This is a genomic window from Moritella sp. 36 (genome assembly GCF_018219415.1).
Classification (GTDB): Bacteria; Pseudomonadota; Gammaproteobacteria; order Enterobacterales; family Moritellaceae; genus Moritella.
In genome coordinates this window covers 2,308,857-2,325,406 of the sequence record NZ_CP056120.1, presented here as the reverse complement: position 1 = coordinate 2,325,406, position 16,550 = coordinate 2,308,857, and the positions used below count along the sequence as shown (strand labels likewise).

General features: G+C 39.8%; 13 protein-coding genes. 6 read left to right on the top strand and 7 right to left on the bottom strand.

From position 1 onward, the window contains the following. Positions 1–3: 3 nt before the first annotated feature. Positions 4–1,218: an acetyl-CoA C-acetyltransferase gene (locus HWV03_RS10465; RefSeq protein WP_211679646.1), complete on the bottom strand. Its 1,215-nt coding sequence runs from the start codon at positions 1,216–1,218 to the stop codon at positions 4–6. Between the two features lie 200 nt (positions 1,219–1,418). Between HWV03_RS10465 and HWV03_RS10460 the strand changes: the two genes are divergently transcribed. The 6 genes from HWV03_RS10460 to HWV03_RS22765 all read left to right on the top strand — a co-directional run bounded on the left by HWV03_RS10460 (position 1,419) and on the right by HWV03_RS22765 (position 9,911). After that, the gene (locus HWV03_RS10460) at positions 1,419–3,134 is read left to right on the top strand and encodes a DEAD/DEAH box helicase (protein ID WP_211679645.1); all 1,716 of its coding nucleotides are present in this window, start codon (positions 1,419–1,421) and stop codon (positions 3,132–3,134) included. A 298-nt stretch (positions 3,135–3,432) separates the two neighbouring features. Then, positions 3,433–4,542, top strand: coding sequence for an efflux RND transporter periplasmic adaptor subunit (locus HWV03_RS10455; protein WP_211679644.1), 1,110 nt, complete (start codon positions 3,433–3,435; stop codon positions 4,540–4,542). Positions 4,543–4,554: 12 nt separating this feature from the next. Further along, positions 4,555–7,683, top strand: coding sequence for a multidrug efflux RND transporter permease subunit (locus tag HWV03_RS10450; RefSeq protein ID WP_211679643.1), 3,129 nt, complete (start codon positions 4,555–4,557; stop codon positions 7,681–7,683). Positions 7,684–7,862: 179 nt separating this feature from the next. Then, entirely contained in the window at positions 7,863–8,417 is a 555-nt protein-coding gene (gene mobB / locus HWV03_RS10445; protein WP_211679642.1) for a molybdopterin-guanine dinucleotide biosynthesis protein B, read from the top strand. An 80-nt stretch (positions 8,418–8,497) separates the two neighbouring features. Beyond that, on the top strand, positions 8,498–8,947 hold the full coding sequence (locus HWV03_RS10440) for a pilin (protein WP_211679641.1): 450 nt from the start codon (positions 8,498–8,500) through the stop codon (positions 8,945–8,947). Between the two features lie 340 nt (positions 8,948–9,287). Then, positions 9,288–9,911: a sterol desaturase family protein gene (locus tag HWV03_RS22765; protein WP_446724902.1), complete on the top strand. Its 624-nt coding sequence runs from the start codon at positions 9,288–9,290 to the stop codon at positions 9,909–9,911. 8 nt (positions 9,912–9,919) lie between these two features. On the opposite strand, the gene HWV03_RS10430 is transcribed toward HWV03_RS22765, so the two are convergent. The 6 genes from HWV03_RS10430 to HWV03_RS10405 are packed head-to-tail and all read right to left on the bottom strand — an operon-like array spanning position 9,920 to position 16,548. After that, positions 9,920–10,315 carry a tetratricopeptide repeat protein gene (locus HWV03_RS10430; protein WP_211679639.1) on the bottom strand — a complete coding sequence of 132 codons (396 nt, stop codon included), beginning with the start codon at positions 10,313–10,315 and terminating at the stop codon, positions 9,920–9,922. A 27-nt stretch (positions 10,316–10,342) separates the two neighbouring features. Continuing rightward, positions 10,343–11,959, bottom strand: a complete 1,617-nt coding sequence (locus tag HWV03_RS10425; protein ID WP_211679638.1) for a type II secretion system protein GspD — start codon at positions 11,957–11,959, stop codon at positions 10,343–10,345. 5 nt (positions 11,960–11,964) lie between these two features. After that, the gene (locus HWV03_RS10420) at positions 11,965–12,567 is read right to left on the bottom strand and encodes a hypothetical protein (RefSeq protein WP_211679637.1); all 603 of its coding nucleotides are present in this window, start codon (positions 12,565–12,567) and stop codon (positions 11,965–11,967) included. 1 nt (position 12,568) lies between these two features. Then, the gene (locus tag HWV03_RS10415) at positions 12,569–13,783 is read right to left on the bottom strand and encodes a type II secretion system F family protein (protein WP_211679636.1); all 1,215 of its coding nucleotides are present in this window, start codon (positions 13,781–13,783) and stop codon (positions 12,569–12,571) included. Further along, the gene (locus HWV03_RS10410) at positions 13,783–15,459 is read right to left on the bottom strand and encodes a GspE/PulE family protein (RefSeq protein ID WP_211679635.1); all 1,677 of its coding nucleotides are present in this window, start codon (positions 15,457–15,459) and stop codon (positions 13,783–13,785) included. The genes HWV03_RS10415 and HWV03_RS10410 overlap by 1 nt, the downstream gene beginning before the upstream one ends. Then, entirely contained in the window at positions 15,460–16,548 is a 1,089-nt protein-coding gene (locus tag HWV03_RS10405) for a type IV pilus twitching motility protein PilT (RefSeq protein WP_211679634.1), read from the bottom strand. Positions 16,549–16,550: the final 2 nt, after the last annotated feature.

Below are 16,550 nucleotides of genomic sequence, written 5' to 3'. Positions count from 1 at the left end.
ACTTTACCCCTCTACACGTTCAATAATTGTTGCGATCCCCATGCCGCCACCGACACATAAAGTTACAAGGCCACGTTTCAAGTCACGCGCTTCTAATTCATCTAACAATGTCCCTAATATAATAGCCCCCGTAGCCCCAAGTGGATGCCCCATGGCAATAGAACCACCATTTACATTGACGATATCTGGCGAGACATTAAGTTCGTTCATAAACCGCATCACAACGGCGGCAAAGGCTTCATTGACCTCAAATAAATCAATATCGTCTATGGTTAATCCTGCCACTGCTAATGCTTTTTGGGTCGCGGGTACAGGTCCAATCAACATAATTGTGGGATCAGCACCAACAACTGCAGTAGCAACGACTTTTGCTCTTGGTTTTAATCCCCATTTAACGCCGACTTCAGCACTACCGAGTAAAACCAACGCCGCGCCGTCGACAATCCCAGAGGCATTACCTGGAGTATGCACATGTTGAATTTGTCCTACTTGTGGATAATGACGTTGAGCAACACTATCAAAAACAGTTTGACCAAGACGACTAAAAGAAGGGTTTAGCTTTGCTAATGTAGCGAGAGAACAATCTGGACGAACAAGTTGGTCTTTATCAAGTAATAACATACCATTACGATCACATACAGGAACAACTGATTTATCGAATGCGTTATGCTGCCAAGCCGCTGTAGCACGTTGATGGGAACGAACAGCAAAAGCATCAACATCTTCACGACTATAACCATCAAGTGTCGCAATAAGATCAGCACCAATACCTTGTGGCATATAGTCTGTTACTAGGCTGGTTTCAGGATCCATCGACCAAGCACCACCATCGCTGCCCATTTTTACACGCGACATAGATTCAACACCGCCAGCAATGACGAGGTGCTCCCAACCCGATCGTATTTTCATTGCTGCTATATTGACTGACTCTAGGCCTGACGCACAAAATCTATTTAAGCTAACCCCTGCAACGTTATCTTTCCAACCAGCAACTAATGCCGCTGTTTTTGCAATATCAGCACCTTGATCCCCAATAGGCGTAACACAGCCTAACACTATGTCGTCCACCGCATCAGTATCAAAACCATTGCGAGTCTGTAAATGATTAAGTAAATCAGCTAATAGGTTAACAGGCTTAACTTCGTGTAAAGCCCCCGTTGGTTTACCTAAACCTCGTGGCGTTCTGATCGCGTCATAAATGAATGCTTGGGGTATCATCAATAACTCCTAAAATGCACATTGTTACTTAACCATAGGCACTAAATTAACAATACGTTAAGGCCGAGTTCAAAAATAATAAAATACCATCACAATTTATACCTTATGTAATAACACTATGAATTTTAGCCCAAAGATATTTATCTTTGCGTTATACTGTATTTCTCTTTATGTCCTAACCTAATAACGATAGATTCGATATGCCTCTTCGCGATTACCAACAAGCAGCAGTAGATGCAGCTTTAGCTCACTTTAGAAAATCAGACCAGCCCGCAGTTATCACCTTACCAACAGGCGCAGGAAAAAGTCACGTATTGGCAGAATTAGCACGTCTAGCGAGACATCCAGTACTTATCCTTGCCCATGTAAAAGAACTGGTAGAACAAAATCACAGTAAATTTGAACATGATGGTTTTGAAGCTGGTATCTTCGCGGCAGGTTTAGGTAAGAAACAAGACAGCTTCAAAACGACCTTTGCAAGTGTGCAGTCTTTAAGCCGTAATCTAGATAAGTTTGATGGTTTTTACTCATTACTCATTATCGATGAATGTCATCGTGTTAGTTTAAGTGAGGATAGCCAATACCAAAAAGTCATCAACCATTTAAAAAAGACTAATCCAAAACTGAAAGTACTTGGCCTCACAGCGACGCCTTATCGTTTAGATAAAGGTTGGATATATAAAAAGCATTATCAAGGCTATGTTAGGACAGAAGATAAAACACCCTTTGAAAGTTGCATATTCGAGCTGCCTTTACGCTATCTTGTGCAAAAAGGATTCTTAACCACACCCGCAGTGATTGATGCGCCAGTTGCACGTTATCAGTTTGACGATTTGCCACAGGAATATAACGAAGTTCAATTGGATCAATTTTTAGCCAAGAGCCCGCGCGTAACACAAGCTATCTGTAAGCAATTGATCGAACTTGCCAGCAATCGTGAAGGCATCATGATCTTTGCCGCTAGTATTAAGCATGCTCAAGAAATATTTAAGCTATTACCAGACGACCAAGCCGCTATTATCACAGGTAAAACCGCCATTAAAGAACGTGATGAACTGATCCGCCAATTCAAAGCCAAAGAAGTGAAATACCTCGTCAATGTATCTGTATTAACGACAGGTTTTGATGCCCCACATGTCGATGTTATTGCCATTTTACGCCGCACGGACTCAGTAAGCTTATACCAGCAAATCGCAGGTCGAGGTCTACGGCTTGCGGAAGGAAAAACAGACTGTTTAATCATTGACTACGCCGGTAATGGATTTGATTTATATCAGCCAGAGATAGGATCAACCAAGCCAAATAGTAATAGCGATCTGGTACAAGTACCCTGCCCGAGCTGTGGTTTTGCCAACTTGTTTTGGGGGGTAACGGATGCGGACGGTGATATCATTGAGCATTATGGTCGGCGTTGCCAAGGGTTAGTTGAGCTCAGTAATGGCAGTGAAGGACAATGCAATTACCGTTTTAAATACAAGCAATGCCCACAATGTAATGCCGAAAATGATATTGCCGCTCGTGAGTGCCAACAATGCCATGTCGATTTGATCGACCCTGATAATCAATTAAAAAAAGCGCTGCAACTTAAAGACCGTAAGGTGTTACGCTGTTCGGGTATTTCAGCGCTAGCTGATGGCGACAAAATCAAAATAAATTACCATGATGAAGATGGCGATGTTGTCAAAGAGACCTTCTATTTCAGTAATAACAAGCAACGCCAACGATTTTTCAGTATTTTTTCTAGAACCGTTACAGGGTCACCGATTAGCGCGACCACTGCCGAGCAAATAACAGCCCAAATTCAAAGCTTTGTCGCGCCGGACTTTGTCATTGCAAAAAAAGAAAAATACTTCTGGAAAATCGAACATCGTATATTTGACTACAAAGGGAACTACCGAAAAGCCAATCAGCAGTAAAGTATTCCTAAGTCACAAAAGATTGAAAAACAGTCATAAAAGTTTAAAAAAAAAGCAGTCGGCTATCACTCTTTTAGAGGTATTGTCAACAGAAAAAACCACTAAAATTACCTATTTGGTAAATATACGTAAATAAGCACTTTTAATCTATAAAAGACTTGATTGGGACCCGTTAACATCTAGAATGAATAGAACAAATACATCATCTGAACGAGCAATGGTAGATATTTATAGACCAGCGCAGTCTCATCTCAGAGCTTATATAACGTTTATATAAAACCCCGGAGTTTATCAATTCATGAAAAAGTGGACCTTTGCCATGTTACTAATCGCACTAGCCTTATTTGGTAGTGTAATTGGTTTTAATCTTTTCAAACAAAAAAAGATTGCAGAATTTATGGCCAGCATACCTGAAGCAGAATTCCCAGTTACTGTTATTGATACTAAAACAACTGATTGGATCCCAACAATTCAAGCTATTGGTTTCATTGAACCTAACCAAGGTGTCGATATTGCTAATGAAATTGCTGGTAAAATCGATCATATTGCGTTTGATTCAGGAACTAAAGTAACCAAAGGCCAATTATTGGTTAATTTAGATTCGCGAGTAGAAAAGGCAAATCTAAAAAGTTCACAAGCAAAACTTAACGCAGCTGAATCTAAATATTTACGATACAAAGCACTTTACAAGAAAAATGCGGTATCAAAAGAAGCATTGGATGAATCAGAAGCGTCTTACTCTTCACTACTTGCTGATATCGAAAGTCAAAAAGCAGTGATTGAGCGCCGCCAAATTACAGCACCGTTCGATGGTGAAGTTGGTTTACGCAATGTGTTCTTAGGTGAGTTTTTATCTACTGGTACAACGATTGTTCGCTTAGAAGACACGAGTGTTATGCGTTTACGCTTCACTGTACCTCAAACACAAATATCTAAAATTTATTTAGGTCAGGTCGTTGAAATTTTCGTTGATGCTTATCCTAAAACAGCATTTAGCGGTAAAATCAGTGCAATCGAACCAGCGGTTAATTTCCAAAGTGGTTTAATTCAAATTCAAGCAGACATTCCAAATAATGATTCACAACTGCGTTCAGGTATGTTTGCTCGCGCTAACATCATCCTACCAACAGTAACAGATCAAATTACACTCCCACAAACAGCAATCACGTTCACACTATACGGTGATAATGTATACATCGTTCGTGAAGATGAAAACGGGGATTTACGTGTAACGCAATCTGTTGTTAAAGTCGGTGAACGTATTGATTCAATCGCTCATATTTTAGAAGGCGTTAAAGCAGGCGATAAAATTGTTACATCTGGTCAAGTTCGTTTAAGTAATCACGCTAAAGTGCGTGTTGTTGAAAACGACACATTGAATGTTCCAGCTGAAACACCAATGCTTTAATTCGGAGTATATATGCGCTTTACTGATATTTTTATTAAGCGTCCTGTTCTAGCGGTATCTATCAGCTTTTTGATCGCTTTGCTTGGTGTACAAGCAATTTTCAAAATGCAGGTTCGAGAATACCCTGACATGACCAATACGGTTGTTACCGTAACGACTGGCTACTACGGTGCCAGTGCCGATTTGATCCAAGGCTTTATTACTCAGCCCTTAGAGCAAGCGGTTGCCCAAGCCGACAATATCGACTTCATGACCTCATCGAGTGTATTAGGTAGTTCAACTATTACTATTACGATGAAACTGAATACCGATCCTAATGCAGCCTTATCTGATATTTTGGCTAAAACGAATTCAGTTCGCTCACAGCTGCCAAAAGAAGCTGAAGATCCAACCGTAACCATGTCTACGGGCTCAACAACTGCGGTATTGTATATTGCTTTTAGCAGTGATGAGCTATCTTCAAGCCAGGTAACCGATTATCTTGATCGTGTAATCAATCCTCAGCTATTTACTATTAATGGTGTTTCTAAAGTTGACATGTATGGTGGTATTAAATACGCACTACGTGTTTGGCTGGACCCATTAAAAATGGCAGCTTATGACCTTACCGCTACCGAAATAATGGGAGTACTGAATAGTAATAACTATCAGTCAGCAACAGGTCAATCGATTGGTGAATTCGTTCTTTATAACGGTAATGCCGATACTCAAGTTAAAGGTACTGAGGACCTTGAACGCCTTGTGGTTTCGACTGATAAAGGTCAAGTTATCCGCTTAGCAGACATAGCTAAGGTAACGTTAGCAAAGAGCCATGATGTTTATCGAGCCTCAGCGAATGGTAAAGAAGCCGTTGTAGCTGCCGTTAACGCAGCACCAACAGCTAACCCAATTAACATTGCGGCTGACGTATTAGAATTACTACCTGAACTTGAACGTAACTTACCGACTAACATCAAAATGAACGTGATGTATGACTCGACAGTTGCGATTAACGAATCAATTCATGAAGTAATTAAAACGATTATCGAAGCAGCGCTTATTGTGATCGTGGTAATTACCCTGTTCCTTGGTTCATTTCGTGCGGTAATCATTCCTATTGTTACGATTCCATTGTCACTGATTGGTGTTGCAATGGTTATGCAGATGTTTGGTTTCTCATGGAACTTAATGACACTGCTAGCAATGGTACTGGCAATTGGTCTGGTGGTAGATGACGCGATTGTTGTATTGGAAAATATTGACCGGCACATTAAACTCGGCGAATCCCCTTTCCGAGCAGCCGTTATTGGTACACGTGAGATCGCAGTGCCTGTTATTGCAATGACATTAACGCTGGGTGCCGTATATGCGCCAATCGCGTTAATGGGTGGTATTACTGGTGCGTTATTTAAAGAATTTGCCCTTACTTTAGCGGGAGCAGTATTCATTTCAGGTATTTTAGCACTGACATTATCGCCAATGATGTGCTCTAAAATATTGTTAGCAAATGCTAAACCAAGCAAGTTTGAACAAACTGTTCACGCTTTCCTTGATCGCATGACCAATGGCTATGAAAAAATGATCAGCGCAGTAATGCAAAAGCGCCCTGTCATGATCGCATTTGCAATTATCGTATTTGCTGCTTTACCTATGCTGTTTAAATTTATTCCAAGTGAACTTGCACCTGCCGAAGATAAAGGTGTAATGATGATGCTGGGTACTGCACCATCAAATGCGAACTTAGATTACATTCAAAATTCAATGAATGAAGTTAACGAAAAACTAAACGAGCAACCTGAAATTGCCTACGCACAGATTTTCTCTGGAGTGCCGAGCTCGAACCAAGCACTTGGTATTGCATCTATGGTGCCTTGGAGTGAACGTGAAGCAAGTCAAGCTGAAATAGTTAAACGTGTAACGGGCTTAGTTAAAGATGTACCGGGAATGTCAGTTATTGCTTTCCAAATGCCTGAGTTGCCTGGTGCGGGTTCGGGTCTGCCTGTTCAGTTTGTTATTACTACACCGAATAACTTTGAAAGCCTATTCCAAGTAGCGACTGACGTATTGACAGAAGTACAATCTAATCCACTCTTCGTTTATTCTGATTTAGATCTTAACTTTGATTCAGCAACAATGAAGATTAACATTGATAAAGACAAAGCCGGTGCTTACGGTATCACCATGCAAGACATTGGTATTACATTAAGTACGATGATGTCTGACGGTTATGTTAACCGTATCGATTTAAATGGTCGTTCATACGAGGTTATTCCTCAAGTGGAACGTAAGTATCGTTTAAACCCAGAATCAATGAACAGCTACTATGTACGCGCAGCTGATGGCAACGCGGTTCCACTAGGCAGCCTAATCTCTATTGATGTTGTAGCAGAACCGCGTTCTCTACCTCACTTCAATCAGCTTAACTCTGCAACTATTGGTGCAGTACCAAGTCCTGGTGTTGCGATGGGTGATGCGATTAGTTGGTTCGAAAACATTGCAGCAACTAAATTACCAAAAGGTTATCGTCATGACTTTATGGGGGAATCTCGCCAGTTCGTAACAGAAGGTAATGCCTTGTATATGACGTTTGCACTTGCACTCGCAATCATTTACTTAGTACTAGCTATTCAGTTCGAATCTGCACGTGATCCATTAGTTATCATGGTATCTGTTCCACTTGCGATATCAGGCGCGCTAATATCACTAGCTTGGGGCCTTTCAACCATGAATATCTATTCTCAGGTTGGTTTGATTACCCTTGTCGGTCTTATTACTAAACATGGTATTTTAATCTGTGAAGTAGCAAAAGAAGAACAGCTACATCACGGAAAAAGCCGAACAGAGGCTGTGATTGAAGCGGCTAAAGTACGTTTACGCCCAATTCTAATGACAACAGCGGCAATGATTGCGGGTCTTATTCCGTTAATGTATGCAACTGGTGCAGGTGCTGAACAGCGCTTTAGTATTGGTCTTGTGATCGTATCTGGCCTTGCAATTGGTACTCTGTTTACACTATTCATCTTACCTGTAATTTATTCATTCCTTGCAACGGAACACAAACCATTACCGGTTTTCGTTGAAGATGAAGAATTAGAAGAAAGTGATAAACAGCATGCAATCGCATGTGCTAAAGCAGCTTGTGAAGAAAAACCAGCAAGTTAGTTTGTACATATAATCGGCAGCTAAATCATGCTGTAATCAGTTCTAAATCAATATCTATGTAGAATTGATGTAAAGAGGTCGCTTATGCGACCTCTTTTTTTACCTATAACCTAAATTAAAAGGTATATTAACTATCTCCGTTAATTTTGTCTTCTTCATCCTGTAATTGAGTATTCATCATGACTTCTTTAGAACACTTCCCTATCCCGTTACTTGGCTTTGCTGCGTTTAGTGGGACAGGTAAAACAACGTTAATCACCCAGCTACTACCCGAGTTAACGAAACGTGGCCTACGAATTGGCATGGTGAAACACAGTCATCATGACATCGAAATGGATAACCCTAACAAAGACAGTTATAAATTAAGAAAGGCTGGTGCTTGCCAAATGGTACTCGCATCGCCACACAGAACTGTTTTATTTGTAGAACAAGATGAGCCTACAGAACCCGCATTAATCACTCAGTTGAATTGGCTGAACACCAATGAATTGGACTTGGTATTAGTCGAAGGATTTAGGCATGAAGCCTTTACCAAGATAGAACTCCATCGCCCTAGCTTAGGCAAACCTATATTAGCAAGTGAAGATAAACACATTATTGCCATCGCGTCAGATACAGCCAAAAATGAATTAATATTAAACAATATAGAATTAACCAGTAAAAATTTAGACTACTTAGACATAAATGACATTAACCAGATTTGTAAGTATATCATTAATTACATTAAGCGATAATGCAGTAACCATTGATAAATTAGCCTCTTACGAATATAATACGAACAGTTATCATTTAGATTAAATTACAAGGAATGTTGATGTCTACGATAATAAAAACCAGTGCAATACTTGGGATAGTTGCATTAAGTGGCGTATATTTTGGTAAACCAGCCTATGAGAGTTACCAGATAACGAAAGCCTTAACACAACCCATTAATTTTGGTGAAACATTATTACCCAAAATAGATAAACTCATCGCTGATTATGATTATTTTCCGACTACAGAAGACATAGCTAAAGCCGGTATAAATAGTAGTAAAATACCGATTGTCGCCTACATATCTTCAACCGGCGATACATTAAACACCGAAGGACAACTCAAGCTGGTTCTGATCAATGATGGTATAGATCCCGAACTCATTAACCAAAAAGTTATTTTTGTGAAAGACACTAATGGCGAGTGGACATGCTCCATGACTGTTGAAGAGCAATATAGACCAAGTAACTGTAGTATAAATCCTCCTCCACAACCTGTTTACGCTGGTTAATAACTTGCTCGACGATTTAATAATACAAGTAAGCCTACTGCATGATGGTAGGCAAGCTACTTATTGGCTTTATCTTCTTTCGTCCCTTTTAATCGCCATTATATATCTCGAACCTAAAGCCAAATTGAAAACTATTCATATACTTACACACAGATCTGCCAGAAGAGATTATGGCTGGTTCATTATCAATAACATATTCACACTTTTCTTATTACTGCCTTTAGTATCTGGATACTCACAATTTATCGTTGCTACATTTGATGAGTTCCTACCATTAAGAACAAACACTTTACTCAAAAGCACACCATCAATCTGGATTGACTTAATTTATACATTCACTATGTTTATTAGCTACGACCTGACTTACTTTTGTATTCATAAGCGGTTTCACACAGACCCTATGTTATGGCTTTTCCATCAAGTTCACCACAATGCCGAAGTACTTACCCCTGCGACAGTATTTAGAGTACATCCCGTAGAAACACTTATAAAAGTCATCTGTATAAGCACTGTGTTATCACTTACCCACCACCTATTTTCTTATATTACAAACGACACATTAACCTTGTTTAGCATTACAGGCGCCAATGTATTTCTCTGGTTGTTTTTTATTAGTGGCTATCACCTAAGACACAGCCATATAGCGGTTCATTATCCTCGTGTTATCAGTTTTATTTTAATGAGTCCAATACAGCATCAATGCCACCACAGCAAAGTAAGGAAGCTGAGTAATTGTAACTATGGTTTTGCACTGTCTATCTGGGACTCACTTAATCGTAGTATATACATCCCTGAAAAAGGGGAACTTGTCGAACTTCCCCTCAAAAATATATCTGTTAGCGAACAATTGAGTTTACCGTGTAAAACAGCAATCAAACACTATCCTTTAAAAGCGGTGTTTCTATTTTCGTGCCTTTTGGCGCCAGCGATAATAAGTATTTATCACCAATACCATCATGAGTAAAAACAAAGCTAAATCAAGTTAGTCATTTCAGCCACACCTATTCCATTTTTATTCATATGAGCCAACATAAACTGACCATGATTGTGCCCCCTTTCAGCCGCCTTTTCATACCAGTAATATGCTTTTTTTAGGTCTTTATCACGCCCAAGTCCTAAAAAATAAAGCTCCCCCATTAGCGTCATTGCGTTGGGGTTTCTTTCAATAATTGATTTTCCACACCAATAAAAAGCCTTGTCATAATCCACAGCAGCATTGTAATCACCATACATATATTGATAACAATATGAATGTGTCATCTGTTGGTGTAGCGTGACTTCAAGCTGTGTATTTGTGTTGGACACACTTTCGCAACCACTCAACATCAATAACCCTAATAATAAAGTCCGTTTTAAAATTATATTCATGATATCCCTATCTTTGTTACTCTCTATTTAGCGGCATAAAAGTACGCATTGTAATGCTAAGTCTTCTAGCGATAATTGCTTACCTTCCCGTGATAAATTATTTTTATTAAACTCACCCTCTTCAGGAGAAGTCAGTAACCTCGGCGTAATTAACAAGATAAGTTCACTGCGTTGTTTCTTATCTGAGATCGATTTAAATAAATTCCCCAAAAAAGGAATATCGCTCAAGAAAGGTACTTTAGTTTGATCATCACTGATGGTTTCTCGGATCAATCCGCCAACCGCAATTGTGTGATTATCTTTGACAATAATGGTGCCTTCGAGCCTGGCTGTATTAATCGTATCGATAGATAGCACCTTAATTTCACCTTGAGCGTTAACTAAACTTACATGCGCACCCGCTTGTCTAATAGTGGAGTTTTCTTGTTTTATATTGAGTGTAATAGAACCATCTAACATATTAATAAAAGGCGTTATTTCAATACTGTTACCCACCTCTTCTATTTCTGTCAGAGGAATAATTCCACTGCTACTTGCCGTAATACCATTCGTTGTCGTTGTCGTTTCAGAAGATTCATAACCTTTAACAAGTAGCTGTTCTTCACCCACAAACAACTTAGATGGTCGATTATTTGATGCAAGAATCATTGGCGTTGACAGCACATTTACTTTCTTGTTTTTTTGTAACAACTCAATGTTTGCTTTAAGATAATTGTTCATATATTCAAAAATAAATGAACCACTGTTTGTGAGTGGGTTATTCCCAATCAATATCGGTGCTTGGCTTTTTCCTTGGATGGATACACCATTAATGTCAAAGTTAAATACCGAGCTAAAGTTATCGTCGACAAGTACATCAAGGATCTTCATTTCAAGAAGTACCTGAGGCACAGGCCTATCTAACTCTTTTATTAATTTACCTATTTGTTCAAGAGCCCTTCGATCCCCCGTGCGAATAAGCACCAAGTTGTGCTCCTCAGCAACAGTGACATAGATAGGTTCTTGCTGATCAAATAGCTGTTGAACCTGACTTGCCGAAATAACATTATTACCTAAACCATTTGTTTTAAGTGAGGATAATTGGTCGATACTGAGTTCACCTGAAATAGTATTTTTAGAAGACGAAGTACCTTCTCCATCTGATTGGCCTTCGATACCACGCCCTGTAGAAAACTGTTCTCCGGAATTACTTCGTTTAACTCGCTCTCCGTATAAATTTCCAATCGCATCGGCAGCAAGGTTCACGTTTAAATTATTAAGGTTAAATACCTTGGTTTCTTCATCTCTATGGATCACTAAATCCTGCGCGTACTCTTCGTTTGTCATAATACGATATGTTTCTGTCAAATCCTCTTTTCGATACCACAAATTATTTACACGGCAAATTGTTTCAATTGCATGTTTAACACTGACATGACGTAAAAACACCGTCACTTCAACTTCTTTAGCGCCCGGTGTTATCACAATATTCACATCCGACAACTCAGATATGATCCGAACAGCATCGATTAACGCCGCCCCTTTAAACTCTAACTCTTCCAATATTTGTTCATCAGTTGGTGCTGCGGATTTAGCTGGACACGTGAAAATAAACAGTGTTAAAACCAACGTCATTACCCCGGTATATAATTTTTTCATCATCATATTAATTATCTCACCACAATTAAATCGCCGAGCGTGCCGACTTCGACAATCACATTGAGCCGACTGATTTTTTTTATTTTTAAAACTTGTTTAGGCAAGGCCGGATTAAATCCAATTTCATCGCCAATTCTAACCATATGAACACCATGTCCACCTATATCAAGCAAGGCTAAAGGTTCTTCAATATTTTTCTTAAAGACCACGCCTTTCAAAGTCAATTTTGGTAATGACATAGAGAATTCACTATTTTTAAAATCGTATCCAGCATAGGATGTGTCTTGCGCTACTGATTTGTCAGGTTCTGTTAATTTGGCTAATGATTTAGTCATCGAAAAAGGATCTCTAACACCATCAAGAAAAGCGTTAATATTTGCTGTAAATCGTGCAGTATTCGGTTTTAAATGCCTTTGAATTTCAGGTTCGGCGAGATCTCTTTTGGACATTTTATCTTTAAGTATTGAATTATGATCTTCTATAACCTGAAGTAATCCCGTCACTTGTTCTTTTGCTGTTTCACCATGTGAATGAGCACTCCAAAACAATCCTAAGATAACAACTAAATAAGCCCATAACTTGTAGGTAAACAGAGTGGATATTATGGCATTCATACTAGGTCGATGCCCCCATCATGGCTTTGAAAAAGCCGATATAAACCGCCATCACCATACCGCCAATCAACAAAATGGAAGCTGGTTCAACAAGATTTGCCATTGTCTTGCTTAATGCCTTCAGGCCTTCTTCATAAAAACAGCCCGCTTCAAACATGATTTCAACCAAGCCACCCGTTCTTTCCCCCACGGATGCGAGTTGTGAGATGAGCGGGTCTATATAAGGCGAGGTTAGACTTGAACCTAGATCTCGTCCAATAAGTACATTGTCTGTCGCTTTTTTAATTTCTAACGCAATGACTGAGTTTGGAATAAGTTTCTCTACAATTTTTAGTGCTTCAACCAGTGTTAAACCACTTTGTAATAGCATCGATAAACCCCAACCAATTTGTGACATAGCGCCAACTCGGACTACTTTGCCAAACACAGGAGTCATAAGGACTATTTGATCGGTAATATATCGACCTTTTACCTTTGTTCTTATGTAATGAAGTAATGCAAAACCTGCCGCGACACCTAAGATTATGAACAAGCCATAGGCATTAATGAAGTTAGAAATATCAATTAATCGTTGTGTATCAGGCGGGAGTTTTTTACCCGAATTTTCAAAAATTTTGGCAAACTTTGGGATCACAGTTGCAACGAGAAAATACCCCATAAATACCGCTATCAGCATGGTTATTCCAGGATATAACATGGCGGCCATCATCTGACGTTTCATCTCGGCTTTACGACCCAGATCATCCGCGACCCGTCCCATTACAACATCCAGCTCACCTGTGGCTTCAGCACTCCGGATCATATGTTCTGACATACTAGGAAATACACCCGCTTGGGCAATACCATCTGAAAAACTACCACCGCTTTTAATGTTATTGCTGATATCGGTGACAATTAACCCAATTTTTCCGCCCATGATATTCGCGACCATGTCTAAACTTTCAGTGAGCGCGAGACCAGAACGGAGCATTAAAGCCATTTGTCTAAAAAAGAATATTTTCTTATTGCTTGATACAATACCGACTTGTGCCAAGAGTTTACTTAACTCACCTTTAACGCCTGCATCCACTTTTGTTTCTGCATCATGGGTGACTTCTAATCCAAATAGCCCAAGTTGGCGTAACTGTGCATTTACATCACGTTTATCCTCGGCTTCAAGTGTACCAAACTGCTCATTTCCTTGTTTATCAAGTGCGACATAATTAAATAATGGCATTAGTTAATCGCCTCTTCACGACCTAAAGACAAACGCTCAAATTCAGCAATGCTTGTATGTCCTGCTCGTATTTTTTCTCGGCAATCATCCGCTAAACTCACAAAATCAGTAGCATTATCGAGAATTTCTTTTTCAGTCGCACCATTACCAATCACTTGCGCTAAATGATCGTCAACCCACAGAGTTTCAAACAAGGCTATTCGCCCTTTGTAACCACTGTCATGACAGTTCGAACAACCCTTCGCTTGATAAACCGTCCCCTCAGCAAAATTCACGTCATCAGCCTTAGTTTCATCCATTTTGTTTTCATTAACATAGCCATTCTGCTCATAAGTTAGGCGTAATAACTTTCGATCATCGTCAGAAAGTTCAACTGATACTTTACAAAAAGCGCATAATCGACGCACCAAACGCTGAGCAATAATACTGACTAACGTTGAACCGATTAAAAATGGTTCTGCGCCAATATCGACCAAGCGACTAACGGTTGAAACAGCGGAATTGGTATGCAAGGTTGAAAATACCATGTGACCAGTCAATGCGGCTTTCATGGCAATCCCCGCCGTTTCACCATCTCGAATTTCCCCGACCATGATCACATCAGGGTCATGGCGTAGAAATGATCTTAACGCACTGGAAAATGATACTTTCGAGCTGACTTGAACCTGAGAAATGCCTTCCATCACATATTCAATAGGGTCTTCAACAGTCAGCACATTGATATCGTTACTGGCAATTTGCTGTAGCGCAGAATACAAGGTCGTTGATTTACCCGAACCCGTTGGACCCGTGATTAAAATCATGCCATGAGGGCGTTTGATGACGTCTGAAAATCGTGCTAAAGCCCGTTCAGAGAACCCTATTTTCTTCAACGATAATGCTTCACTGTCAGAGCCTAATAAACGTAACGTCGCCCTTTCTCCAAACTTAACAGGTACGGTTGCGGCACGAATGTCAAAAGCAATATTATTATCTAATTCATAAGCCATCCCGCCATCCTGCGGCATACGTTGTTCTGAAATATCCATACCTGCAAGTACTTTCATACGACTCATGAGAGCTGCGCCTTGCTCTGCACTAAAAATCTGTGCGTAAGGCTGTAAGCAGCCGTCAATTCTAAATCGAATATGGAATGTTTCTTTTGCAGGTTCAAAATGTATATCCGAGGTACGGTACAAATAGGCTTCACGGATCATCTCATCCAAACTAATAACAGGATCAAACTCAGGTGGTTCCTCATCGTTTGTCGCTTGTGTAACCCGAATAACGAGTTGCTGTAATAAATTCGGATCCGTCATACAGATTTCTATATCTGGCGGAAGTAATCTTTGTACCTGAGATAACCCCGCTCTATCTTCAGGATTATCCACCAGCAATAATGCGGTCTCGTCGATAGGCATTAATGGAATAACTAATCGACGCTCAATAATTGAAGGCGATATTTTTCTTAGTAATTGTGGATCGACACGTATTTCATCATTAGTCAAAAATCGAATACCTTGCGTTTGTGCATAGGCCCGGTATAGATCGGCAATAGGGAATCGTAATTTATAACTTAACAAATACAACAAATCGACACGTTCTCGTCTTGCTGCAAGTTTGTATTTCGCAATCTCAGTTTCATCTAACATTCCAGTTTGAATACCCGCATTGATTAATACGTTATCTCTGATCATTTAGTTATATCCCTTTAATAGTTGATTAACTAACTCATTAAACGCATGCGGTTTTCGGGCAAGTCTAACGCCTTGATCTCGCGGGATTAACTTTTCTTTCACCCGCAATGCCAGCGCATAATCGTGAGTTTGATTACCTAATGCACGACCCGACTCCATGACAGAATAAATTTGTTCCGGTTTATGATTTCTGATCAAGTTAGATACAGCTGAATTTACAATGAGGATTTCATTAACAGGTACACGCCCTGTCGCGTTATCAGGGCGTACTAAGGTTTGTGTGACCACGGCTCGAAGTACCATTGATAATTGTTGACGCACCCCCGACTGTTCCTCTCCTGGAAACGAGCCAACTAAACGGTCAATAGCACCTATCGCATCATTGGTGTGTAACGTAGAAAAAACTAAATGACCCGTTTCAGCCGCCATTAACGCTGCGTTCATGGTTTCGAGATCTCGCATTTCACCGAGTAAGATCACATCAGGATCTTCACGCATAGCGGCTCTGATCGCATCAGCAAAACAGTTCACATCTCGGCCTATTTCTCGTTGATGTATCATTGCTTGTTTATTGTGATGTAAAAATTCCACAGGGTCTTCAATCGTTAAAATATGACAGGGTCTGGTTTCGTTTATCTCGTTGATTATACTGGCTAGCGTCGTTGACTTACCACTGCCCGTCGCGCCTGTGACTAATACTAATCCATCTTTTAATTGCGCTAATTTTATTAGTTGTTTTGGTAATCTCAACTCTTCTAAACTATGAAAACTGCCATCTAACCAACGTATTGCAAGGGCTGGACATCCTCGCTCAAAATAGATATTTACACGATACCTTAATCCCGCTTTACTCGTAAATGCGAGGTCTATACTTCGATGTTCAACTAACTGTTTATACTGTCTATCATCGGTAATGACTTTACAAAAACCTTGTAGTGTTATCGGTGACAATTGGTCTAAATCCGTCTGTTCAACTAAACGACCAGAAAGCCGAAATGTAGGGTGACAGCGGTCTGATAAATGAATGTCTGAAGACTGTAATTCATCGGCGGCGATTAGAATTGATTCAAAATATACTAATTTACTCATAA